General features: G+C 64.2%; 16 protein-coding genes and 1 pseudogene. 11 read left to right on the plus strand and 6 right to left on the minus strand.

Going from position 1 to position 23,328, the window contains the following annotated elements; genetic code table 11:
- Positions 1-56 precede the first annotated feature (56 nt).
- Positions 57-3,200 (minus strand): lantibiotic dehydratase, encoded by a 3,144-nt coding sequence (locus BMY67_RS16765; protein WP_092773809.1) that lies wholly within the window; start codon positions 3,198-3,200, stop codon positions 57-59.
- A gap of 57 nt (positions 3,201-3,257) precedes the next feature.
- Here BMY67_RS16765 and BMY67_RS16770 point away from each other — a divergent pair, with 57 nt between their 5' ends.
- From BMY67_RS16770 to BMY67_RS19870, 3 genes are read left to right on the plus strand one after another with little or no spacing between them, the layout of a single operon-like run.
- Positions 3,258-3,548 carry a transposase gene (locus BMY67_RS16770; protein ID WP_092773811.1) on the plus strand — a complete coding sequence of 97 codons (291 nt, stop codon included), beginning with the start codon at positions 3,258-3,260 and terminating at the stop codon, positions 3,546-3,548.
- Between the two features lie 27 nt (positions 3,549-3,575).
- On the plus strand, positions 3,576-4,235 hold the full coding sequence (locus BMY67_RS16775) for a DDE-type integrase/transposase/recombinase (protein ID WP_092773813.1): 660 nt from the start codon (positions 3,576-3,578) through the stop codon (positions 4,233-4,235).
- Positions 4,210-4,446, plus strand: a complete 237-nt coding sequence (locus BMY67_RS19870; RefSeq protein ID WP_394333378.1) for an integrase core domain-containing protein — start codon at positions 4,210-4,212, stop codon at positions 4,444-4,446. The genes BMY67_RS16775 and BMY67_RS19870 overlap by 26 nt, the downstream gene beginning before the upstream one ends.
- A 468-nt stretch (positions 4,447-4,914) precedes the next feature.
- On the opposite strand, the pseudogene BMY67_RS16785 reads toward BMY67_RS19870, so the two are convergent.
- From BMY67_RS16785 to BMY67_RS16810, 5 genes and pseudogenes are all read right to left on the minus strand, one after another.
- Positions 4,915-5,720, minus strand: a pseudogene (locus BMY67_RS16785) (IS5 family transposase).
- Positions 5,721-5,899: 179 nt separating this feature from the next.
- The gene (dcd, locus tag BMY67_RS16790) at positions 5,900-6,436 is read right to left on the minus strand and encodes a dCTP deaminase (RefSeq protein WP_092773815.1); all 537 of its coding nucleotides are present in this window, start codon (positions 6,434-6,436) and stop codon (positions 5,900-5,902) included.
- 121 nt (positions 6,437-6,557) lie between these two features.
- Positions 6,558-7,436: a hypothetical protein gene (locus BMY67_RS19420; RefSeq protein WP_177189897.1), complete on the minus strand. Its 879-nt coding sequence runs from the start codon at positions 7,434-7,436 to the stop codon at positions 6,558-6,560.
- A gap of 117 nt (positions 7,437-7,553) precedes the next feature.
- Positions 7,554-8,885 carry a glutamate-1-semialdehyde 2,1-aminomutase gene (gene hemL, locus BMY67_RS16805; protein ID WP_092773819.1) on the minus strand — a complete coding sequence of 444 codons (1,332 nt, stop codon included), beginning with the start codon at positions 8,883-8,885 and terminating at the stop codon, positions 7,554-7,556.
- A gap of 315 nt (positions 8,886-9,200) precedes the next feature.
- Complete coding sequence (locus BMY67_RS16810) at positions 9,201-10,994, minus strand: ABC transporter substrate-binding protein (RefSeq protein WP_092773821.1); 1,794 nt, start codon at positions 10,992-10,994, stop codon at positions 9,201-9,203.
- Positions 10,995-11,257: 263 nt separating this feature from the next.
- Between BMY67_RS16810 and BMY67_RS16815 the strand changes: the two genes are divergently transcribed.
- The 8 genes from BMY67_RS16815 to BMY67_RS16850 all read left to right on the plus strand — a co-directional run bounded on the left by BMY67_RS16815 (position 11,258) and on the right by BMY67_RS16850 (position 23,314).
- Positions 11,258-12,751, plus strand: coding sequence for an NADP-dependent isocitrate dehydrogenase (locus BMY67_RS16815; protein WP_092773823.1), 1,494 nt, complete (start codon positions 11,258-11,260; stop codon positions 12,749-12,751).
- A 373-nt stretch (positions 12,752-13,124) separates the two neighbouring features.
- Positions 13,125-13,796, plus strand: coding sequence for a TetR/AcrR family transcriptional regulator (locus tag BMY67_RS16820; RefSeq protein ID WP_092773825.1), 672 nt, complete (start codon positions 13,125-13,127; stop codon positions 13,794-13,796).
- A 58-nt stretch (positions 13,797-13,854) separates the two neighbouring features.
- Entirely contained in the window at positions 13,855-15,558 is a 1,704-nt protein-coding gene (locus BMY67_RS16825; protein WP_092773827.1) for a peptidase domain-containing ABC transporter, read from the plus strand.
- A gap of 85 nt (positions 15,559-15,643) precedes the next feature.
- Complete coding sequence (locus BMY67_RS16830; RefSeq protein ID WP_092773829.1) at positions 15,644-17,029, plus strand: HlyD family secretion protein; 1,386 nt, start codon at positions 15,644-15,646, stop codon at positions 17,027-17,029.
- A gap of 45 nt (positions 17,030-17,074) precedes the next feature.
- The gene (locus BMY67_RS16835) at positions 17,075-18,556 is read left to right on the plus strand and encodes a TolC family protein (RefSeq protein WP_092773831.1); all 1,482 of its coding nucleotides are present in this window, start codon (positions 17,075-17,077) and stop codon (positions 18,554-18,556) included.
- 307 nt (positions 18,557-18,863) lie between these two features.
- Complete coding sequence (locus BMY67_RS16840; protein WP_177189898.1) at positions 18,864-19,553, plus strand: DUF1361 domain-containing protein; 690 nt, start codon at positions 18,864-18,866, stop codon at positions 19,551-19,553.
- An 83-nt stretch (positions 19,554-19,636) separates the two neighbouring features.
- On the plus strand, positions 19,637-21,058 hold the full coding sequence (gene dgt, locus BMY67_RS16845) for a dGTP triphosphohydrolase (RefSeq protein WP_092773898.1): 1,422 nt from the start codon (positions 19,637-19,639) through the stop codon (positions 21,056-21,058).
- A 114-nt stretch (positions 21,059-21,172) separates the two neighbouring features.
- Entirely contained in the window at positions 21,173-23,314 is a 2,142-nt protein-coding gene (locus BMY67_RS16850) for a tetratricopeptide repeat-containing sensor histidine kinase (protein ID WP_092773835.1), read from the plus strand.
- The last annotated feature ends 14 nt before the right edge of the window (positions 23,315-23,328 follow it).

Genomic DNA, 23,328 nt, shown 5'->3' on the forward strand with positions numbered 1-23,328 from the left:
GGGCATCTGCGGGCGTCCAGGAGGCCCAGCTCAATGGCGGGCCTCCTGGAAGGGCTTCAGTTCAAGGCCAGGGCGGGAGCAGCCGTGCGCTGCTGTGCGAGCCGCGAGGAATAAGCCTGGAACAGGAAATCGTAGAGCACCATCTCCTGCTGGCGCTGGTGCGAGCGGAGCAAGCGGTTCAAAAACATATGCACGTAAGAGGCCAGTAGCGACTGAAAGCCAACGGCCAGCTGGCCTCTTTGGTGCCGCTCCCGGATGCGCGCCAGTGGTGCCTCCCAGGCCCGGCTCCGGGCTTCCAGGATCTGGATGACCGGGAACAGCTCGTCTTCCGGCCCCGCTACCGGGCTCAAAGCATCGTGCACTTTCGCTTTTTCCTGCCGGTAGCGGTAGCCCAAGGATTTGCGCGCGGCGGCGGCGTGCGCCCCAAACTCGTCCTTAAAGAGGCTTTGCAGGTCCGCCATCAGGTTTTTGCGCTCCGGCAACGTCAGGCCAACGTCCGATAGGAAAGTATCCACCCCACGCAGCCCAATCTGCCAGCGGATTTCGTCACCGGCTTCGCCCTCGTCCAACAAAGCCAGGATGCCTGCTACCGCCTCGCTGTCCTGCCAGAAGATAAACTCGCTGTCCTCGATGTTTTCCCAGCCATAGCGTTCTAGCTCCCGGGTGTAGGTAGCAGTATAATAATCTGTCAGCACCGCGGCGTGGCGCAACGGCTCCAGCACCTGGTGCAGTCGCTCCAGCACAACGCCGTAAAATGCGCCCTGGCCCCGAAACCGCACCCGGACGTGGTGGTCCGGATCGGCATAGCGGATGAAAAACCACTGCTCAATGATACCGGCCGCCCGCAGCTCTGCGGCCAGCGGGGCCAGGTACTCCACCACAACCCGGTCAGCTGTCTTTACGCCGCAGTATAGCTTAAGGTACAGCCACTCCGAGCCCACAGCGAACTGGCGGGGTATGTTCTGGACAAGGGGCGGTGGTAGCGGTGGCGGCGCGGCTGCGAAGCTGGAGTTGTGCAGCGGAATAATCAGCTCGTGCAGAAAACTGCTGCTACCGTCGGTTACCACGCTGGTGGCGGCGGGCAGCAGGCGCTCTTCTAACACGGCACTGCTGCTGTTGCGCAGTACCGACTTCAGCAGGCGTAATGCCAGCGGGTTATTCAGATCGAAGGGTAGTTCATTGTCGCCTTCCCGGTAAGTAACCCAGCGTGGCAGGTTGCGCCGGGCCCGCAGCTCCTTCATGAAGGCGAGGTCATCGGGTGCCGTGGCCAAGGCTTTCAGGTCAACCGCATGGAGCAGCCAGCGGGCCCGAGCTAGAATTACCTTGCCGATGACCACGCGCGGCAGGAAGTCCGCATCCTGGAGCAGACCCCAGTCCCAGCGGCAGTTGAGCATCTGGTCCTGTTGTTGCAGGTCGCAGAGAAGACGATAGGCGGGCAGGGTGTTGAAGCCATAGTTGTGTGCCGTACTCAGCCGCGGAATTACCTCTCGCTGCAGTCGTTTAGAGCGCAACACCACCGTATTACCGCGTAGCGAAATCAGCAGGTCATCAAGCAGAATGCAATGCTCAGCCGCGACGCCGGCCTGCACCATGATCGGAATTTCGTAGGATCGCAGCTGCGGCCGGATGACCACGTTGCCCATGCGCGACTGGTTAATGTGTACCACTTCCGCCAGGATGGCTTCCGGATATGCGGCCGCCTCCCGCCGTAGGCACTCTTGCAACTGCTCTGTCAGCTGGTCGTCTAGGTAGCTGAACCGCCCGATTAGACGCGCGGCCGATGGCCCATCCGTACCGCCGAACACCACCTGGTAGTTGCCATCGTCCAGATCCTGCGCAGAATCCGCCAGCAGCGAAATCATGGCGTAGCAGGAGGCGGGCAGCGGCGGAGCCGCCTGTTGCAGGAACGGAGCCAGCATTTCCTCCGTCAGCGTCAGTTCGGCCGCGTTGGTGCGGCGCGTTTCCACATAGGCCTCCAGCAGCCGCTGCCGCCAAGCCGTCCAACGATAGGTGCGGTCGGGCTCGGCCGCTGCCGCCGCGACTAGGCCGTTCAGTAGAGGCGCGCTATCCGACACCGAGGTGCTGTTGATGGGGTATCCAATGCCCAGTTCACTGTCCAGCACCTGCACCAGCGGCACTTCGGCCTCTTCATACCGAGTGCGGAACGCATCTTTGAACGCAATTAGGGTCGGACTTTCGTCGTGACGATTGAGGCGGCTAAGCAGGTCAGTGGCTTTGCGCACATCGTCCACTATGCTGGCATTGAGTTGCTGAAGTATGGTGGGCTTGCGCAGATCTACCTGAAACAGCTGCCCCAATTCGAACGACACGCCCAGTTGCCGCAGTTGCCGGGCAATGTCGTTGTAGAGGGGCAATGCCTGGGTACTGTTGGCGGCGCTCAGTTCCCCAAGGCTTTGCGTCAGCGTCGTCAGGTGTCCGACCAAGGCCGTGCAGGCAGGCAGCGGGGTCAGCTCCGCAATAATCATTTCCAGATAGCCGGGCCCCGTGATGCTGGGCTCCAGCCGGCTGACCAGCACCTGACTGTCCAGCAACTCGTAGACGTAGGCTTCAGCCTCCGCTAGCGTGACGTCAGCATCAACTAGGGTATTGGCTATTTCGGCAATGGTAGCACCTTGCGTAGCCGCCAGAATGGCCTGTTCCAGATATGTCGTGCGCCCGAGGCTGACCAGATGGTGCGTCCTGACTTTGTTATGGACCCGGTACTCTACCAGGCGCAGGCTGTCGCCGGCCCGGTATATCGTACTGTTGGGAAAGTACATTAGGTGACTTCGTATATCTGGGTCGCGCGCCAGCGAAAGCGCCAAGGCGCAGAGGTAGTCCATATCGAGCCGGACGTGCTTAGCGTATTGCTCGGGAGCTGCTAGCCGCAACGTGGTGCACGTACCCAACTCCCCGCGCGACACCCCGGCAAACAGACCGAAGGGGGTGCTGCGGTAGCTCATGCGCAGGACATACTTGGTCACCGTCAGCTCTACCCGATCTCGGTCCTTCGGGTTGGTCAAGGTGCCGTCGTACCACTGCCTGAAGACCTCAAAAAGGTCGGGAGAGGCAACAAACAAAGCTTCCTGAACGTAGGGACTGCGGCATATTTCGCGCAGGCCGTCCGGAGTGAGTTCCGCAATCGTTTGATAGGGTAGGGCGGGAGTGCGCAGCAGAAAGAAATTGCAATCAGAAAGCATGGAAGTTGAGGTGGTCTAGCTAAAACGGACAGTGAGAAGTCTTACCTTCTCCTGCCCATGACCGAGAAACTGAATGCTGGCGGTTTACCCGCCACGCGCAAGAAATATATGCCCGCTTTCAAAGCCGAGTGCGTACGCCAAGTAGCGGCCCGTGCCCGACAGATGGACATGGCCCGCGCCCAAGGCATTTCGCCGGCCTTGCTCGGCCGCTGGCAGCGCGAGGCCCTAAAAGCTGCCGTGCCCAGCAGCGCCGAGCGCGACGAAATCAGGCGGCTACGCGCCGAATTGCGGCGCGTGGAAATGGAGCGCGATATGTTAAAAAAAGTCGTGACCCGTTGCCTGCCTTAGACGCAGGCTCTCCCAGCCGCCTCAGTCATGAGCCGCTACCAGTTCATTAAGGCTTGCACCGAGCCCTGGCCCGTGAAGTTGCTCTGCCGCTTGTTGGCCGTCAGTTCCGCCGGTTATTATCAGTGGCGCAAGCGCCCGGACCGGCCAGCCGCCGCGTGGCAGCCGGCTGCACAAGCCGCTTTTACGCGCCATGCCCGCCGCTACGGCACCCGCCGGTTGCGGGTCGAATTACGCGCCGAAGGCCATGCCGTGGGTCGCTACGCACTCCGCTCCTGGCTGCAGCGCAATGGGCTGCGGGCGCTGAGCACCCGGCCACAGCGCCCCCGCACGACGGTGGCCGACCCGGCCGCCGTCGTGGCTGAAAACCGGCTGCTCGGCCAGCCAGCCCCTACTGCCCCTGACCAAGTCTGGGTCGGCGACATTACCTATTTGCCCCTGGTGGGCGGGCGCTGGTGCTATCTGGCCACCTGGCGCGACACCTGTTCGCGCCGGATCGTGGGCTGGAGTCTGGCCGCGCAGATGCCCACCGACCTCGTCCTGCAGGCGTTGGAGCAAGCCCTGACGCTGCTAGCGGCCCGCGCCGGGCCTGATTATCCACGCCGACCGCGGCAGCCAGTACACCAGTGCCGCTTGCCGGGCCCGCATCGACCAGGCCGGCGCCCTGTCCAGCTTCAGCCGACCGGGTAACCCGTACGATAACGCCCAGGCGGAAGCTGGCTGGAGCACGCTCAAAACCGAGCTACTGCCCCACGGAACCGTCTTTGCCAATCTTGAAGAGGCCCGCCTGGAGGTTACCCACTACCTCGACACCTACTTCAATTTAGACCGCCGCCACTCCGCCCTCGGCTACCGCTTGCCCCAGCAATTTGAATGCAACTTGAATCTCAACCTATCTTAGCGCACTGTCCGTTTTTACTGGACCACCCCAGCATTCATTGCATTGTCAAAAAGCGCAATAAAAGTGTAACGCTCAGCCGCAGTGTGGGGGCTCCATGCTCAATTGAATCAGAACGGGCAGCCCTAAGCTCTCGGCTTAGCGCAGATGTTTACATAGTAGTAAGCAGCTGCGAGACGGTAGCGACAGAAGTGGGGGCGGTGGCTGAGCCATGGGCACCTTTCGTGAACCGAGTAACAATCTTTTTGGTGAGCTTAAACTTGACGGTAGTGTTTGCGTTTTTCATCAGCTGTTGTTGGAAGAATTGAAAGTGTGAATGCTTTTTACTTGAACAAACATAACTAAACGCCACTATTCCCTAAACATTATTACACCAACTCCCTAATTAGGGGTACCAATTCTCGAAACTATGCTAAGCAAGCCACTCACCAGTGTTGATGACGGGCAAGTTGTGAGGTGGTCTAGAGGCTGTTATGGACTGGTGGCGCGGAAAACGCCTTTTGCCAGCAAGAGTGTAGCAAAGGCTAGGAAGTGGAATTGCTGCATGGTTAGGGCCAGGCGTTCGTAGTCGCGGGCCAGACGGCGGAAGCGGGCTGCCCAGCCGAAGCTGCGTTCGACGACCCCGCGGCGGGGCAGCAGCACAAATCCCGTCTGGCCTTCGGGCTTGGCAATAACCTGTAAGTCAATCTCGTGCACGGCAGCGGCATACGCGGCGTCTTCGCCCGTATAGCCCTGGTCTACATAGGCCACCGGTACCTTTTGGCCTGTGACCTGCTGCACCCGCTCACAGAGCGCATCCACCTGCCCGCGGTCGGATTCGTTGGCCGGCGTGACGACGGCGGCCAGCAGGTGGCCCAGCGTGTCGACGGCCACGTGTACCTTGCTACCCTTCCGCCGCTTGGCTCCGTCGTAGCCGGCACGCGCCTCGCTTTCGGGTGTGCTCTGCACCGTGCGCGAGTCCAGAATCACCGCGGTGGGCTCGGCTTCGCGTCCGGCCAGCACGCGGGCGAGCTCGCGCAAATCGGCCATCATATGCTCAAAACAGCGGTTGTCCCGCCAGCGGGCCCATTGCTGGTAGACCGCGGGCCAGGGCGGCAAGTCGTGGGGGAGATAGCGCCAGCCGCAACCGGTTTTGACCAGGTAGCGCAGGGCATTGAACACGTCGCGTAGCGCATATTCTCGTTGCGGCGCATCTTCCCGCACCAAGCCAGATAGGGCGCTACAAACGCCCATTCCGCATCCGATACGTCGCTGGGGTATCCGCTTTGCTGTGCCATACCCCAAATTACGCTACTAGACCATAACAGGCTCTAGAGCAATTTTCAGGTTGCTATACAGGATGTAGAGACGCAACCTCTGGCGTCTCGTCGTTGCTGACGTTGTGCTACTGAGCTGTTCAACGACGAGACGCCAGAGGTTGCGTCTCTACATCCTGTTCATGAACTCGAAATTTGCTTTAAAAGGCGTTCTTCCACATCATCGACTCCACGGGCTTCACCGTGCGCTGGTTGTACTTAGCGTTGGGCTTGCGGTTATAGAGGTTCTCCACGTCGCCTTCCACCGTGAAGTAGATGAGCTGGCCCACGGGCATGTTGTGGTAAACGCGCACGGGCATCGACACGCTGATTTCCAGCGTCCAGGTATTGCAGAAGCCGATATCGCCCTTGCCGGCGGTGGCGTGAATGTCGATGCCGAGGCGGCCGACGCTGCTCTTGCCCTCCAGAAACGGCACGTGGGCGTGGGTTTCGGTGTACTCCTCGGTTACGCCCAGGTACAGCGTGCCGGGCTGCAACACGAATCCTTCCGGGGGGATTTCGAACACGTCGATTTCGTTGTGCTTGCGGGCGTCGAGTACGGCGTCGCGGTAGGTGGCCAGGTAGCGGCCCAAATGCACGTCGTAGGAGTTGGTGCCGAGGCAGCTGCGCTCGTAGGGCTCAATCACGATGGTACCTCGCTCTATTTCGGCAAGAATCTGCTGGTCGGAAAGAATCATTTTTTTGAATTATGAATGTCGAATTTTTAATTATGAATTGGGAAAAATGAATTATTCAGCTGTTTCAAAATAGTGTAGCGAATGAACGGCTAATTCAAAATTCATAATTTAAAATTCATAATTAACTCTCCTCCTCGTACCGGTCTTCGGGCAGGGGGCGGGCGGCCCGGCGGGGGTGCTGGGGGAGGGGTTCGGGGTCGTCGGCGCCATCGGCATCGGGCGGCAACACCGCGTCGAGGCGCTGCTGGAGGGCGGGTACTACGCTGAGCACCAGGTAGAGCAGCAGCAGGAACGAGCCAACGAGCAGCATCAGGCTCAGGTAATCGAGCCAGTCGTGGCGGGCGGGCACGTCGAGGGGGCGGGGGCCGGTATAGGCGGGAGCGGAAGCCAGGTCGGCTTCGGGCTGGGGCTGGGGGTCTTCGGCTACGGCGGCGGGCCGGTTCAGCGAGGCGGGGGCCACGCCATCGGCGGCGGGGGGCACGGCGGCCCCGTCGGCGGCTACTTCGTCGGGGGTGGCATCCTGGGAGGCGTTGAACTGGGCCGCGCTCTGCTTGATAACCCGTTGCAGGTTGCGCACCAGCGTCACCCGCTCGTCGCGCGGCAGCACCCGGATAAAGAACTCGAAGTTGCGGTCGACCAGCAGGCTGTTGAGCTGCTTTTCAAACTCCAGCAAATCGGTGCGCCCCTTGCCAAAATGGCCCTTGAACCGCTCCGAAACCCCGTTGTAGTTGCGGAACAGCTTCTTCAGGTCTTCGCGGCCGAAATAAGTGTCAAACTCGGCCCGCGCTTTAGTCGAGCGGAGGCTTACCGGGTACTTGGCGCGGGTGAACGACTTGTCGTACACCGTTTCCATGGTCCGGAAGTTGAGTTCGTCGACGGTGCGGTCGAACAGGCGCTTGTTGGCCGCGGCCGGCCCGGTAGCAGTCTGGGCCGACACGAGCAGGGGAAGCACGAGTGCCAGCAACAGTATAAGTAGCGGCAGCGGGCGAAATCGGGGCATGTAAGCGCGGTTAGTTCGCGCAAAGGTCGGGGTTTTCGTGATTAGTTGTTACGTAAAAGAACGTCATTCTGAGCGGAGCGAAGAATGACGTTCTTTTACGTAACGAAAAACGAATTCCTACAGTCCGTGCGCTTCGATCATCGATTCGCGGCAGGCGGTCAGGTATTGGTCTACCAGCTCGTCGGTCATGGAAGTGCTGATGAACAGGGCTTCGTAGAGGGCCGGGGCCAGGTAGATGCCGCGATTGAGCATGGCCCGGAAGTAGCGGCCGAACGCCTCGGTGTCGGAAGTTTTGGCCTCGTCGAGGTTGCGCACGGGCTGGTCGGTGAAGAAGACGCTGAACATCGAGCCCACGCGGTTGACGGTGTAGTTCAGGCCAAGGTCGGCGCAAATCTGGCGGGTGCCGTCGGCCAGGCGGGCCGTGATGCGGTCCAGCTCGGTGTAGAGTTCGGGATGCTCCTGCAAATACGTGAGCTGGGCAATGCCGGCGGCGGTGGCGATGGGGTTGCCCGAAAGCGTGCCGGCCTGGTACACCTTGCCGGCGGGCGCCACCTGGTCCATGATGTCCTGGCGGCCGCCGTAGGCACCCACGGGCATGCCGCCGCCGATAATTTTGCCGAGCGTGGTCATGTCGGGCGTTACACCGAACAGCTCCTGGGCGCCGCCGCGGGCGAGGCGGAAACCGGTCATCACCTCATCAAAAATGAGCACGATGCCATGCTGGGTGCACAGCTCGCGCAGGCCCTGCAAGTAGCCCTCGGCCGGGGCCACGAGGCCCATGTTGCCCACCACCGGCTCCAGAATCAGGGCCGCTACCTGGCCTTCGTTGGCCAGAATCAGCCGCTCGGTGGCTTCCAGGTCGTTGTAGGGGGCGGTGAGGGTGTCCAGGGCCACGCCCTGCGTAACGCCGGGCGAATCGGGGGCGCCCAGCGTGAGGGCGCCCGAGCCGGCCGCAATCAGAAACGAGTCGCCATGGCCGTGATAGCAGCCCTCGAACTTGATGATTTTGTCGCGCCCCGTGTAGCCCCGCGCCACCCGGATGGCCGACATGGTGGCCTCGGTGCCCGAATTCACCAACCGCACCTTCTCGATGCTGGGCACCATTTTCTTGATCAGCTCGGCCATTTCCACCTCGCGGCGGGTGGGCGCCCCGAACGACAGCGAGTCGCCAGCGGCTTTGCGCACGGCGTCCACCACGATATCGGGAGCGTGGCCCAGAATCATCGGGCCCCAGGAATTGATGAAGTCGAGGTACTTATTGCCGTCCACATCCGTCAGCCAGGCCCCCTTGGCCGACTGCATGAACACCGGATGCCCGCCCACGGCCCGGAAGGCCCGCACCGGCGAGTTTACGCCGCCCGGAATGTGGTGCTGGGCGCGGGTGAAAAGCTGGTCGGAGGTGGAAAGGTCGAGGGCAGCCTTGGTGTTAAGTATTGAGTCTTGAGACATGAGAAAAGTAAAAGCAGGTTAAAATCGGACTGTTCGAGTTGACATTAGGGTAACGGCTATCCAACTAACTCACATTGCGGACTAGAGCTAGAGCTATTATTAGCTCCCCTCCTAGGAAAGGAGGGGGTGGGGGTGGTTGATGACAGCAGAACAATTGTTAGCTCTAGTTTCTAATTGATGTTCAACGATTGTCAACCACCCCCACCCCACACTCGCTCGATGCGCGACATTTTCCAAGGAGGGGAGCTAATAATAGCTCTAGCTTTAGTCCGCAATGTGAGTTAGTTGGATAGCCAGCACTCAATACTAAACAACCTACCGGAAGCCTACCGGGTTCAGCACTTCCACCTCCAGCCGTTCGAGCTTGGTGATGGGTACGTACTGGTTGTCGTGGGCGCCATCGGGGTAGCCGATGCCCTGGAACACGGCCCCCGATACCGGCCCGCTGCCGGCCAGTGGCTGCTGGAAAGAGGGGCCGTTCTGGTGCAGCTGGCTGCCGAAGAAGTAGAGCAGCTCGAAGCCGGTGTAGGCAAACACCGAGGGCGGCAGGTTGAGCTGCTGGGTGTAGAGCTGGCGCACCCGCCGTACCCCGGCGTTGTTGCGGTCGAGGTACTTGGGATGGATGAAGTAGATGCCGCGCGAGTCCAGCTCGCCCAGGCTGAGGCGGTTGTTGTCGAGCCAGGAGGCGTAGGTGATAAGCGGCGGCTTGGCGTTCTGCACCCGCAACGCCGAAAGCGTGAACACGCCGGCCTTGGGGTTGTCGGACGCCACCACCAGGTGGCCGATGGTCTTCAGGTCGATGCCCCCGAAGCCGGCGGCCAGCGAGGTTTCGTCGTCGGACTTGATGCGGCGTAGCTGGAGCACCTTGCCGCCCAGCGCCTCGTAGGCCTGCTTGTAGGCCAGGCCGAAGGCGGTTTCGTCGTTGGTGTCTTCGTAGAGCACCACGGCCGTGCGCGGGCCGCCGAGGCGAGTGTAGGCAAACTGGGCCGCCTGCCGGGCCTGGGTGGTGGTGCTGGGCTCGAACAGGTAGTGCCAGGCGTTGTCGAGAACCAGGCTGCCATCCTGCGAAAGTGGGTTAACTACCGCAATCTGGTGCTGCTGGGCGTACTGGGCCAGAATCTTGGAGCCCGACTTATAAACCGGCCCAATAATCAGGTCCATGCCGGCCAGCTCGGGCAGCGTGAGCACCTGCTTGAGCTGCACGGTGTCGGCGCCGGTGTCGTAGGCGAAAAGCTGCACCGGCCGGCCGGCCCGCTGGAGCGAGTCCTGGGCCAGGCGCAGGCCGGCGTACAGATCGGTAACGAACTGGTTGCGGCGGCGCTTCTCCCAGCTCGTATCGTTGAACTCAAAGGGCAGCAGCACCCCGATGTTGTAGCTGCTTTTTTTGGTGCCGCCCAGCCGCGGGGTATACGCGTTGCGGTCGAGCTTGAAGCGGCTGACGAGCTGGTCGAGCTGGGCCTGGTCGGCGCTGGTGTACCAGCCGCCGCTTATCAGCTTGTCGGCGTAGGCCCGGCCCAGGGCTGCATCCTGCGGAAAGTCTTTTACGAGGCCCTGGAATACGGCTTTTTCGCCGATGCGGGGCAGGTAGGCAGCTTCCATGTTGGCCCGCTCGGCGGCCAGCGTGCCGGCCGGCAACTGGCCCAGCACGGCCAGGGCATTGGCGTAGTCCTGCTGCTCAAACGAAATCTGGCCTTGCAGGAAAAAGGCTTCGGGCAGGCCGGCCCAGTTGGGGTAGCGGTTGCGCACCAGGTTGAGCATCTGCTCGGCTTCGGCCCACTTTTTCAGCCGGCTGGCGGCCACGGCGTAGAGGTAGGCCGCCTCGGGGGCCCGCGCAAACTTGGCGGCCGGCAGCGTGAGGGGCTCCAGCTCCTGCATGGCCAGCGCGTAGGAGCCGCGCTCCACCAGCAGCTTGCCGTTTTTGTAGTGCAAATCCTGGTCGGGACTAGCTACCACCGCGGCCGCCGCCGGCGTGGCGGCCCGGGCCCGCGGTGGAGCCGGGGCGGCCGGGCCGGCTGGTTTAGGGGCCGGCCGGGACTGGGCCCGCAACGGCGGGGCAGCAGTCAGGCCCGCGTAGAGCAGCACCAGGGGCAGGAGGGTAGATAGCCTCATAGACCAAAAAAAGCCAGGGAAGAGCAGATAAAACTACGGAGCCACCACCAGCGCGGCCCGCCCGGCAAAGGTAAGGAGTTGCGGCCGGGATGCTAAACCGGGCAAGTTCGCCGCCCGGCCACTCGTTTGAGTAAGGGCGAATTAGTTAGAAATGTTTGTTGCTTTCATGGTTGATAGTATTGCTATTATTTATGAAAGCAGTTGTATGTTTGTGCGCCGAACCGAAACCGGTTCGGCCTTCATCCTCCACTTCTCTTTATAGTATGCAGCCCACCAAAACCCCCATTACAGTAGCCGTCGGCGACGGTATCGGCCCCGAAATCATGACCCAGACACTGCGGATTCTCGAAGCGGCGGGGGCGGCCATTGCGCCGGAGTTCATTGAGGTGGGCGAGCAGGTGTACCTGGCGGGCCACGCCTCGGGCATCGGTCCGGAGGCCTGGGATTCGCTGGCCCGCACCGGCGTGCTGCTGAAGGCGCCTATTACCACGCCGCTGGGCGGGGGCTACAAAAGCCTGAACGTGACGCTGCGCAAAACCCTGGGCTTGTACGCCAACGTGCGGCCCACCCGCTCGCTGTACCCGGCCGTGTTCACCCGCCACCCCGACCTCGACATCGTGATTGTGCGCGAAAACGAGGAGGACCTGTACGCCGGCATCGAGCACCAGCAGACGCCCGAAGTGGTGCAGTGCCTGAAACTGGTGAGCCGGCCCGGCTGCGAGAAAATCGTGCGCTACGCCTTCGAGTACGCCCGCCAGCACGGCCGCCAGCACGTGACCTGCATGACCAAGGACAACATCATGAAGCTCACCGACGGGCTGTTTCACCGGGTGTTCATGGAAATCGGCCAGGAGTACCCCGACCTGGGGCAGGACCACCAGATTATCGATATCGGCACAGCCCGGCTGGCCGACACGCCCGAGCGCTACGACGTAATCGTGACGCTGAACCTGTACGGCGACATTATTTCGGATGTGGTGGCCCAGATTGCCGGCTCGGTGGGCCTAGCCGGCTCTTCCAACATCGGCGACCACGGGGCCCTGTTCGAGGCCATCCACGGCTCGGCCCCCGATATTGCCGGTAAGGGCATTGCCAACCCCTCGGGCCTGTTGCAGGCGGCCGTGCTCATGCTCGTGCACCTGGGCCAGCACGAGGTGGCCGCCCGCGTGCACAACGCCTGGCTGTGCGCCCTCGAAGACGGCATCCACACGGCCGACATCTACCGCCCCGAAACCAGCACCGCCAAAGCAAGCACCGCGGGCTTTGCCGACGCCGTAATTGAGCGCCTGGGCCGCACGCCCCGGCAGCTGGCGCCCTTCAAGGCGGCCACGGCCCCCGCGGGCGCCCCCGCCGCTAAGCCGGTAGCCTCCGCTTACGAGCGGCCCGTAGTGGAGCAGCAGCTGGTAGGCTCCGATTTGTTTTTGTGCTGGAGCGGCTTCAACCCCAACGAGCTGGGCGAGCAGCTGGCCCGGCTGGCGGGCCCCGAGCTCAAGCTCAAGCTCATCACCAACCGCGGCGTGAAAGTGTACCCCGACGGCCACCCCGAAACGTTCTGCACCGACCACTGGCGCTGCCGCTTCGTGGCCGCCAACGCCACGGCCACCACGGCCACCCAGGTCGGCTACACGCCCGTAGAGTTCGGCCAGATTCTCGATTTGCAGCGGCGCCTCACCGAAGCCGGCCTCCTGGTTATTAAAACCGAAAACCTCTACCTCATGGATGGCCAGCGGGCTTTCTCGCTGGGGCAGGGCGAGTAGTTGGGCCGACGCGGCACCCCACCCCCTAGCCCCACCCCGCTTTATGCGCGGCATCCTCCGGGAGAGGGGGAACTAGCTTTTAACTTTCTAAACCTAAACAAAGAGCTAGAAACTAGTTCCCCCTCTCCCGGAGGATGCCGCGCATAAAGCGGGGTGGGGCTAGGGGGTGGGGTGCAACGTAAGGCCCCTTTTTAATCCGAATTTAAGCTCGATTTAACGCTATCTTAAGTTTGGGCCTGGCTGGGCCAGGTACCTTTGTCGTAGGTTTCAAAGGGAAGAAAGGCCGCCGGCTCCTGCCCGGATAGCATTATTTTGCGCCACCTGGTTAGTATTACTATTAACGGGTGAAGTCTCGCCTCTATTGATTCCGACTATGAACCCCCTACGCATCGACCTGAATGAACGACTTTACCTGCGCGACCCCCAGGACACGGAGCTGGGCCGTCGGCTGATTGCCGAAAGCGTGCAGCTGATTGATGAAATCGGGCTGGAGCAGTTTACCTTCAAAAAGCTGGCCCAGCGCATGGAATCGACCGAGGCCTCGCTCTACCGCTACTTCGAAAACAAGCACCGGCTGCTGGTTTACCTCGTGTCGTGGTACTGGGCCTGGCTGCGCTACCAGATCCATTTCCATACCCACAACGTGCCCGATGCGGCCCAGCGCCTGCGCCTGATTCTGGGCATCCTCTGCCGCGCCCACCACGACGACCCCGCCACCACCCCGCTCGACGAGGCTGCCCTCTACCGCATCGTGGTCAACGAGGCCTCCAAGGCCTACCTCACCCGCGACGTAGACGAGGACAACCGGGCGGGCCTGTTCCGCGAGCACAAGCGGCTGGTGGCCGAGGTGGCCGAAGTCGTGACGGAGCTGGCGCCCGCCTACCCCTTCCCGCGGGCGCTGGTGAGCACGCTGGTGGAGGCCGCCCGCAAGCAGCACTTTTTCGCCCGCCACCTGCCGGGCCTCACCGACGCCCAAAACCCCGCCAGCCAGGAGCAGGACCGTTACCGCTTCCTCGAAACCCTGGCCTTCGGGGCGCTGCGCTAAGCCCTCGGCCAAGGGGGCAGGCGCGGTTTACCACTGAGTTAATCCGAATTCCTGCCCTATGGCCAACGCCGCTTCTTCGCTCACGCCTGTCCGGCGCCTCTTGCAGCTGCTGCACGCCGAGCGGCGCGACATCACCTACCTCTACATCTACGCGGCCCTGACCGGCCTCATCAGCCTGACGCTGCCGCTGGGCGTGCAGTCGGTGATTGGCTTTGTGAGCAGCGGCGACGTGAGCACCTCGCTGGTCGTGCTCATCAGCTTTATTGTGCTGGGCACGTTTGGGGTGGGGGCCTTGCAGGTGATGCAGCTGTACCTGGTCGAGTTTGTGCAGCAGCGGCTGTTTGCGCGCATCAGCTTCGATTTTGCCGTGCGCCTGCCCCGGGTGCGCACCGAGGCCCTCGACGGCCAGTACCTGCCCGAGTTGATGAACCGGCTGCTCGACGTGCCCACCCTGCAAAAGGGCCTTTCCACGCTGCTGATTGAGTTTTCGGCCGCGGCCCTGCAAATCCTGTTCGGCCTGCTGCTGCTCTCCTTTTATCACCCGGTTTTCATCGTGTTCGGCCTGCTGCTGATTGGGCTGCTGGCCCTGCTCATCCGCCTGACCGGCCCCGGCGGCCTCGACAGCAGCCTGGAAGAATCGAAGTACAAATACCGGGTGGTGGCCTGGCTCGAAGACGTGGCCCGCACCGTGAACACCTTCCGCCACGCCCCGCGCCAGCAGCTGGCCCTGAGCCGCACCGACGAGCTGGTGGACGGTTACCTGACGGCCCGCCAACGCCACTTCCGGGTGCTCATCACCCAGTTCTGGGGCTTCGTGGCCTTCAAAAGCCTTATTACGGCCGCTTTGCTCATTATCGGCTGCTGGCTGCTGATCAGCAAGCAGCTCAACATCGGCCAGTTCGTGGCCGCCGAAATCGTGATTATCCTCATCATCACGGCCATGGAAAAGGTGCTGCTCAAGATTGATGTGGTGTACGACGCGCTGACCTCGCTCGACAAAATCGGCCACGTGCTCGATTTGCCGCTGCTGCCGGCTACCACCGGCACCCTCACGCTGCCGGCCGCCACCCCGCCCGCCGGCCTGCGGGTAGAAGTGCGCGAGCTGAGCTACCGCTACCCCGGCAACGAGCAGCCCACCCTCCAAAAGGTGTCGTTTAGCGTAACGGCGGGCCACACGCTGGGCCTGGCCGGGCCCGACGGCTCGGGCAAAAGCACGCTGCTGAGCGTGCTGGCCGGCCTGCTCGCCGACTACACCGGCATGGTGGCCTACGACGGCCTGGCGCTGCGCGATTTAACTGCCGGCAGCCTGAGCAACGAGTTGGCCGACAACATCTCGCACCGGGGCCTGTTCGAGGGCAGCCTGCTCCAGAACCTGACCCTCAACCAACCCGGCATCGGGCCCGACGATGTGGCCTGGGCCCTGGAGCTGGTGGGCCTGCGCGACGAGCTGTACGCCCGCCCCCAGGGCCTGAACACGCCCGTCGGGGTGGGCACGCCCTTTTCCGACAGCGCCCGCCAGAAGCTGCTGCTGGCCCGCGCCCTGGTTAGCCGCCCCCGCCTGCTGCTGCTCGACAACCCGCTGCTGAGCGTGGAGCGCGCCGAGCGCCACCGCATCTTGCGCCGCCTGCTGGCCCCCGACATGCCCTGGACGGTGCTGCTGGCCAGCCACGAGCCCGACACGCTGCGCCTCTGCCACCGCCTGGCCCTGCTCCAGGAGGGCCGCATAGTAAAGGAAGGCGACTTCGCGGCGGTAATGGGGTGAAGGGCAGGTTCACCTATCTACCCCATTACCCCATCACCTGCTCACCCCATCACCTGCTCACCCCATCACCCCATCACCCCAAAAAATGCCTTTCGCCGAACATCCTCTGGAAGAAACCAACCCGCTGACGGCCGGTTTCCACTCGTTCCGGCGGGTGCAGACGCCGCGCACGGGGCGGGTGCTGGCCCGCTGGCTGGCCGTGCTGGGCGTGCTCACGATTGGCGCCGGCTTTCTGCCCTGGACCCAGAACATCCGCTCGACCGGCCGCCTGACCACCCTGCGGCCCCAGGACCGGCCCCAGCAGGTGCCCAGCACCATTGCCGGCCGCATTGTGGGCTGGCACGTGCGCGAGGGCCAGCGGGTAAAGCAAGGCGATACGCTGATCGAAATCAGCGAAATCAAGGACAAGTACTTCGACCCCGAGCTGCTGGCCCGCACCCGCGAGCAGCTGGAAGCCAAGATTGCGGCCCTGGAGCAGAACAAGGGCAAAACCGTGGCCCTCGGCAACCAGCAGCAGGCCCTGCGCGCCGGCCTGGCCGTGAGCCTCGACAAGGCCCGCAACAAAGTGACCCAGAACCGGCTGAAAGTCAGCTCGGAGGAAGCCGGGCTGCGGGCCGCCGAAAACGACTTCGCCATTGCCCGCCGCCAGCTCGACCGCCAGGAGGAGCTCTATAAGCAGGGCCTGAAAAGCCTCACCGAGCTGGAGCAGCGCCGCCTCAAGTTCCAGGAAAGCACCGCCAAGCGCCAGGAAGCCGACAACAAGCTCGGGGCCGCCCGCCAGGAGCTCACCAACGCCGAGCTGGAGCTCAGCTCGTTGCAGGCCGAATACCAGGACAAGATTGCCAAGTCGGAGTCGGACCGGCGCTCGGCCGTGGCCTATCAGTTCGACTCGGAGGGCCAGATTGCCAAGCTGCGCACCGAGCTGGCCAACCTGCGCATCCGGGCCGGCTACTACGCCATCCGGGCGCCCCAGGACGGCTACGTGGTGCGGGCCCTCAAGCAGGGCCTGGGCGAGATGGTGAAGGAGGGCGAGCCGGTGCTGACGGTGACGCCCATCGCGCCCGAGCTGGCCGCCGAGCTGTACGTGCAGCCCATGGATATTCCGCTGCTGAGCGTGGGCCGCAAGGTGCGCCTGCAATTCGATGGCTGGCCGGCGCTGGTGTTCAGCGGCTGGCCCGGTACGAGCTTCGGCACCTTCGGCGGCCGGGTGGCCGTTATCGACAACGTGGACTCGCAGGGCCAGTACCGGGTGCTGGTAACGCCCGACCACGACCTGGAGCCCTGGCCCGAGCCGCTGCGCGTAGGTTCCGGCGTGTACGGCTGGGCCCTGCTCGACGATGTGCCCATCTGGTACGAGCTCTGGCGGCAGCTCAACGGCTTCCCCGCCGACTTCGTAGGCTCGCCCGCCGAACAGTCCGGCAAGGCCAAACCAGCTAAGAAAGCCGATAAAACGACCGAGGAAGAACAGTAAGCGGCCACCGCCACGGCCGGTTATTCAGTAGTAGCATCATTTCCTATGCCCCTCCGAATCATTCTTCTGCTATTGCTGATCTGGCTGGCGGCTATGCCCGGCCAGGTTCGGGCCCAGGCGCCGCTGGCGGGCCCGGCGCCGACCGCCGATTCGGTGGGGCGGGTGTTCGGGCTGAGCGACCTGCTGAGCTACGTGGCGCTGCGGCACCCGGTGGCCCGGCAGGCGGGGCTGCTGCCCGAGCGCGCCCGCCAGGAAGTGCGCTACGCCCGCGGCCTGTTCGACCCCAGCGCCACGAGCAAATACTCCGGCAAAACGCTCAAGGGCCAGGAATATTTCCACGACTGGGACACCCAGCTACGGGTGCCGGTGTGGTACGGCTTCGAGGTGAAGGCGGGCTACGAGCGGGGTACGGGCCAGTACGTCAACCCCGAAAACTACACCGCGCCGGCCGGCCTGAGCTATGTGGGCCTGAGTGTGCCGCTGGCCCAGGGCCTGCTGATTGACGAGCGCCGGGCCGCCGTGCGCCAGGCCCAGGCGTTGCAGGGCCTGGCCGAAGCCGAGCGCCGCGGGGCCCTGAACAAGCTGCTGCTGCAAGCCGCCAAAGACTACTGGGACTGGACGCTGACCTACCGCCAGCTGGAGCTGAATCGGCAGAACCTGCGGCTGGGCGACGTGCGCTTCCGGGCCGTGCGCCAGCGCGTGCGGCTGGGCGATTTAGCGGCCATCGACTCGGTGGAGGCGCTGGGCGAGCTGCAAAAGCGCCAGGCCGAGCTCAGCCAGGCCCAGCTGGAATTCCAGAACGCCACGCTGCTGCTGAGCAACTACCTCTGGAATGCGCAGCAGCAGCCCCTGAACCTGCCCGCCACCGCCCGCCCCCAGCCGCTGCCCGGCCCCGCCGACTGGCGCACCCTGCCTCCCGACTCGCTGGCCGCCCTCACGGCCCTGGCCCAACAGATTCATCCGGAACTCCAGAAAAGCCGCGCCAAGCTGCTGCAACTTTCGGTGGAAAACCGGCTGCTGCGCAACAAGCTGCTGCCCAAGCTCAACCTCGACTACAACCTGCTGCAAGCCGGCCAGCCCTTCGGCCCCGAAACGCCGGCCAGCCTGCGCGGCAGCTACCTGACCAACAACTACAAGCTGGGCGTGAGCTTTGCCTACCCGCTGCTGCTGCGCCAGGAGCGGGCCAAGCTGCAGCTCAACCGCCTCAAGCAGCAGGACGCCGAGCTGGGCCTGCAACAGGCCGCCCGCGAAATCGAAACCGGCGTGCTTACCGTGGCCAACAGTCGGGCCGCCCTGCGCGAGCAGTTGGCCTTGCAGCAGCAGGTGGTAGCCAATGCCGAGCGCCTGCTGGGCGGCGAGCAAACCCGCTTCGAAAACGGCGAAAGCTCGGTGTTCCTGCTCAACGCGCGCGAGGCCAAGCTGCTGGAGGCCCGCCAGAAGCTGGCCGCGCTGCAGACCAAGTACGCCCAGACCCAGGCCACCCTGCGCTGGGCCGCCGGCGGCATCGTGGAGCAGCAGCAGCCGTAGTGCGGGCCACGCTCCGCCCCCAAATCCTCACGTAACGCGTTCAATTAGCCACGTTATGGGTTCGGTAGGTCGCGTTGCGGGTTCGATTTACCGCGTGGTAGGTTCGATTTGCCACGTTATAGCTTCATCGGTCCGCGTTATGGTTTTATCGGTACGCGTTATGGGTTCGATTCGCCACGTTATGGGTTCAAACGGCCGCGCTGGTGCCTTAATAGACCGCAGTACTGGTTGCTTATTGGTAGGGATGCTATGACTGCGTAGGGTGTAGCGGATGACCCCGGCGGCCGGAATTTCCGTATTTGCGGCTATGTCGATGTCGGTTAGCACATTCTCCCAGGCCCAGCTGCAACGGCGCCTGCATCTGCTGCTGCTGCTGGGCCTCTCGCTGGCCCTGAGCGTGGCCCTGATTACCGGCCGGGTGCTGCTCACGCGCCAGATTACCTTCGTATTCCTGCTCTGGAACCTGTTTCTGGCCCTCGTGCCGTTCGGGCTGAGCACTATGCTGGGGCTGGCCGCCGGGCGGCTGCGGCTGCGGGTGCTGCTGCCGGTGGGCGCGGCCTGGCTGCTGTTCTTTCCCAACGCGCCCTACATCCTCACCGACCTGTTCCACCTGCACCCGCGCCCCGGCGTGCCCTACTGGTACGATCTGGCCCTGATTCTGAGCTGCGCCTGGAACGGGCTGATGCTGGCCTACGCCTCGCTGCTCGACATACAGCAGCTCGTGACGCGCCGGCTGGGCGGGCTGGCCGGCTGGGGCTTTGCCACCTTGGCGCTGCTGCTGAGCAGCTTCGGCATCTACCTGGGCCGCTACCTGCGCTTCAACAGCTGGGACGTGCTTACCAATCCCATCAGCCTGTTCTACGATATCCTAAACCGCCTGCTCCACCCGCGCGCCTACCTCGGTACCTGGGGCGTAACGCTGCTCTACGGCCTGTTTCTGCTGCTCGGCTACGCCACCGTGCGGTTGTTGGGCCGGATGGGGGAGGAGCGGAGTTGAGCGGCAAGCCACAAGCTACAAGCTGCTGTTCGAAAATCAACTTGCAGCTTGTAGCTTGCGGCTTGCCGCTCAAAACCAACACCATGCTCCACCTCACGCCTCCCGACGAAAACGCCCCCACCATGCGCTGGGGCCAGCTGCTGAGCCGCCGCCGCTACCCCGAGCAGCCCCAGCTACACGTCGTGAGCGAGGCCGCGCCGGTGCGCGGGGCCTTCGTGGCCGACTACGACCGGGTGGTGTTCAGTTCGGCGTTTCGGCGGTTGCAGCGCAAAACCCAGGTCATGCCGCTGCCCGAAACCGACTTCGTGCACACCCGCCTCACCCACTCGCTCGAAACGGCCTGCGTGGGCCGCTCGCTCGGCCGCCTCGGGGGCCGGCTGCTGCTCGAAGAAACCCCCGGCCTGGCCGACGAACTGCCCCACCTCGACGCCGACTTCGGCGACATCGTGGCCGCCGCCTGCCTGGCCCACGACATCGGCAACCCGCCCTTCGGCCACTCGGGCGAAGATGCTATTTCGGCCTACTTCCGCAGCCCCGCCGCCGAGCCGTTTGTGCGCATGCTGAGCGAGGCCCAGCGGGCCGATTTGCAGCATTTCGAGGGCAACGCGGCCGGTTTTCGGGTGCTTACCCACACCTACGCGGCCCATAGCAGCGGCTCGGCCGGACTGGGCCTGACGTACGCCACGCTGGGCGCGTTCAGCAAGTACCCGCGCGCCTCGGTGGTGCCCGAACAGGCCCTTACCCAGAGCATCAGCGAGAAGAAATACGGCTACTTCCAGACCGAAGCCGGGCGGTTCGAGGAGGTGGCCCGCGAGTTAGGCCTGTTGCCCAAGCCGGCCGGTTCGGAGGCGGCCGGCTTCTACCACCGCCACCCGCTGGCGTTTCTGGTCGAGGCCGCCGACGACATCTGCTACCGCATCATCGACTTCGAAGACGGCCTCAAGCTGGGGCTGATTCCGTGCGATAAAGGCCTGGCGCTGCTGCGCGACATGCTCGGCGACGCGCCCACCCGCCGCGGCTCGGTGCAGTGGCGCGACTGGCGCGAGGAACTGGGCTACCTGCGCGCCCGCCTCATCAACCAGCTCGTGCAGCAAACTGCCCGCCGCTTCGCCGACCGCGCCCCCGAGCTGCTGCGCGGCCACCTCGACGAGCCCCTGGTGCGCCAGCTCGACTGCTGGGAGCAGTTGCAGGAGGTGCATCGCCTCACGGTGGAGCACCTCTACCAGAGCCGGCCGGTGCTGGAAATTGAAGCCGCTGGCTTCGAGGTGCTCGGCGGCCTGCTCGATGCCTTCTTGGCCGCCACCTTCGACCCCCACGACAGTGCCCGCTCGCGCAAGCTGCGCCAGCTGCTGCCCGGGCAGTTCCGGGCCACCGGCCCCCAGCAGGACGCGGGCGCCTACGAGCAAATCATCCTGCTCACCGACTACATCGGCGGCCTCACCGACCAGAACGCGCTGAGCTTGTTCCGCACCATCCGGGGCATCGACCTGCCCAAAGGGTTCTAGCCTCCCCAACCGCTCCCAACCGCCCCGGCGCATACCCGAACGAATACCCGCCCCCGGATACCCGGGCCGTCCGGCCGCACCTTAACCGGCCAGCCAATATCTTAGCGGCGTTATATGGCTGATGTACTTCTAATTCTTCGAAAAGCCGGCCTGGGCCGGGCGTTGCTGCTCACGCTGCTGGGGCTGCTGCTACCGTTGGCGCCGCTACGGGCCAGCACCCCCGCGCCGCCGCCCGCCGCCGATACCGTGCGGGTGCAGCAGCTCAACGAGCTGGCCTTCCAGCTGCGTTCCTCCGACCCGCGCCTCTCGCGCACCCGCTTCGAGGAGGCGGCCGCGCTGGCGACGCGCCTGGGCTACGCGCCGGGGCAGGCCAAGGCCTGGCTGGGGCTGGGCTTCTACTACCGCAAGCGCAACGAGTACGCGCCGGCGCTGGCCTTTACCCGGCAGGCCGAGCGCCTTTTCCGGCAGCACCACGACTCGTATAACCTGATTGCGGCCGGCTACAACCTGGGCTACATCTACTTCGGGCAGGGCAACTACACCCGCGCGCTGGCCAGCGCCCAGCAGGGCCTCACGCAGGCCGAAAAGCTGCGCGACAGCAAATGGCTGGTGCTCACCAACGCCCAGCTCGGCTTCATCAGTACCCAGTTGAGCGAATTTGGGCAGGCGCTGGCTTACCTGGAGCAGAGCCGCGCCCTGGCCCGGCGAACCAACGACCTGGGCGGCGTGGCCCAGAGCCTGCGCGGCCTCGGCGACCTGTACCAGGCCCAGGGCCAGTGGACGCAGGCCCGCCACTACTACACCGAAGGCGCCGCGCTGGCCCGCCGCCTCGGCGACAACCCCGGCCGCATGGTGCTCGAAGTGTACATTGCCGACATGGCCGAGCGCCAGGGCCGGCCGGCCGAGGCCTTGCGCTACGCCCGCCAGGCCCGCGCCGAACTGCGCCGCCTCGATGTGGTGGGCTACCTGCCGCTGGTCGATCTGGTAATGGCCCGCGCCCAGCTGCGCCTGCGCCGCCCCGACAGCGCCATTTACTACGGCCGGCCGGGCCTGCGGGCCAGTCAGGAGCGGGGCGTGAAGGAGGATATCCGCGACGGCAGCCGGGTGCTGTCCGAAGCCAGCGCCCGGCTGGGCCGCTTCGCCGATGCCTACCGCTACCACCGCCTCTTTGCCGCCTACGACGACAGCCTTAGCAGCCGTGCCCTGATCCGGCGCACGGCGGCCCTGCAGTACGGCTTCGAGCTGCGGCAGCAGCAAAACCGCATCGGCGAGCTGACGCGCACTACCACCCTGGTGCGCCAGCAGAACCAGCAGCAGCAGTGGCTGCTGGGCGGCTCGATAGGCGGGTTGCTACTGGTGACGGGCCTGAGCGTGGTGCTGGGCCGCAACTACCGCCAGAAAAAGCGCGCCTACGAGCGCCTGAGCCGTCAGCAGGAAGAGCTGGTGGCTACGCAACGCCAGCTGGTGGCGGCCGAGAAGTGGGCCTTCGTGGGCGAGTTGTCGGCCGGCATTGCCCACGAGCTGCAGAACCCGCTCAACTTCATGAACCGGCTGGCCTCGGTCAGCAACGAACTGCTGGAGCAGGAAACGGCCGGGGCAGTAGGAGCGGGCGGCCCCGGTGCTGATGCTCCCGACGAATTGGGGCAGGAAATCATGAGCGGGCTGCGGCGCAATCTGCACGAAATCAGCCAGCACGGGCAGCGGGCCTCGTCTATTATCAGCAGCATGCTGGCCCACGCCCGCACCGGCGCCGCCGCCGCCGAGCCCACCGACCTCAATGCCCTGGTGGCCCGGCAGCTGCGCCTGGCCTACGAGGGCCGCCCCGATACGGCTTTGCTGCTGCCCGCCAATGTGCTGCACCCCGTGCTGGCCGAGGACCTGCCGCTGGTGCCGCTGCTGGTACCCGAGGTCGAGCGGGTGCTGCTCAACCTGTTCACCAACGCCCTGTACGCGCTGGCCGGCCAGGCCGCGCTGGCGGGGCCCGGCTACGTGCCCGAGCTGCAGGTAAGCACCACGCTGCTGGCCGGCCAGGTGCAGGTGCGGGTGCGCGACAACGGCACCGGCATGAGCCCCGCCGTGCAGCAGCGCATCTTCCAGCCCTTCTTCACTACCAAGCCCGTGGGCGAAGGCACCGGCCTGGGCCTCTCGCTGGCCCACGACATCATCACCAAATGCCACGGCGGCACGCTGGCCGTCGTATCGGAGGAGGGCCGTTTCACCGAATTCACCCTCACCCTGCCGCTGGGAGAGGGGTAGAGAGGTGGAGCGTC

This window comes from Hymenobacter actinosclerus (assembly GCF_900111515.1).
Classification (GTDB): domain Bacteria; phylum Bacteroidota; class Bacteroidia; order Cytophagales; family Hymenobacteraceae; genus Hymenobacter; species Hymenobacter actinosclerus.

What these genes read in the sequence shown, in the direction of transcription:
- BMY67_RS19420 (WP_177189897.1), bottom strand. Translation starts at nt 7,436, where the DNA reads ATGCCCCGATTTCGCCCGCTGCCGCTACTTATACTGTTGCTGGCACTC.
- hemL (WP_092773819.1), bottom strand. Translation starts at nt 8,885, where the DNA reads ATGTCTCAAGACTCAATACTTAACACCAAGGCTGCCCTCGACCTTTCC.
- dcd (WP_092773815.1), bottom strand. Translation starts at nt 6,436, where the DNA reads ATGATTCTTTCCGACCAGCAGATTCTTGCCGAAATAGAGCGAGGTACC.
- BMY67_RS16830 (WP_092773829.1), top strand. Translation starts at nt 15,644, where the DNA reads ATGCCTTTCGCCGAACATCCTCTGGAAGAAACCAACCCGCTGACGGCC.
- BMY67_RS16840 (WP_177189898.1), top strand. Translation starts at nt 18,864, where the DNA reads ATGTCGATGTCGGTTAGCACATTCTCCCAGGCCCAGCTGCAACGGCGC.
- BMY67_RS16850 (WP_092773835.1), top strand. Translation starts at nt 21,173, where the DNA reads ATGGCTGATGTACTTCTAATTCTTCGAAAAGCCGGCCTGGGCCGGGCG.
- BMY67_RS16820 (WP_092773825.1), top strand. Translation starts at nt 13,125, where the DNA reads ATGAACCCCCTACGCATCGACCTGAATGAACGACTTTACCTGCGCGAC.
- BMY67_RS16775 (WP_092773813.1), top strand. Translation starts at nt 3,576, where the DNA reads ATGAGCCGCTACCAGTTCATTAAGGCTTGCACCGAGCCCTGGCCCGTG.
- dgt (WP_092773898.1), top strand. Translation starts at nt 19,637, where the DNA reads ATGCTCCACCTCACGCCTCCCGACGAAAACGCCCCCACCATGCGCTGG.
- BMY67_RS16810 (WP_092773821.1), bottom strand. Translation starts at nt 10,994, where the DNA reads ATGAGGCTATCTACCCTCCTGCCCCTGGTGCTGCTCTACGCGGGCCTG.
- BMY67_RS16765 (WP_092773809.1), bottom strand. Translation starts at nt 3,200, where the DNA reads ATGCTTTCTGATTGCAATTTCTTTCTGCTGCGCACTCCCGCCCTACCC.
- BMY67_RS16825 (WP_092773827.1), top strand. Translation starts at nt 13,855, where the DNA reads ATGGCCAACGCCGCTTCTTCGCTCACGCCTGTCCGGCGCCTCTTGCAG.
- BMY67_RS16835 (WP_092773831.1), top strand. Translation starts at nt 17,075, where the DNA reads ATGCCCCTCCGAATCATTCTTCTGCTATTGCTGATCTGGCTGGCGGCT.
- BMY67_RS16815 (WP_092773823.1), top strand. Translation starts at nt 11,258, where the DNA reads ATGCAGCCCACCAAAACCCCCATTACAGTAGCCGTCGGCGACGGTATC.
- BMY67_RS16770 (WP_092773811.1), top strand. Translation starts at nt 3,258, where the DNA reads ATGACCGAGAAACTGAATGCTGGCGGTTTACCCGCCACGCGCAAGAAA.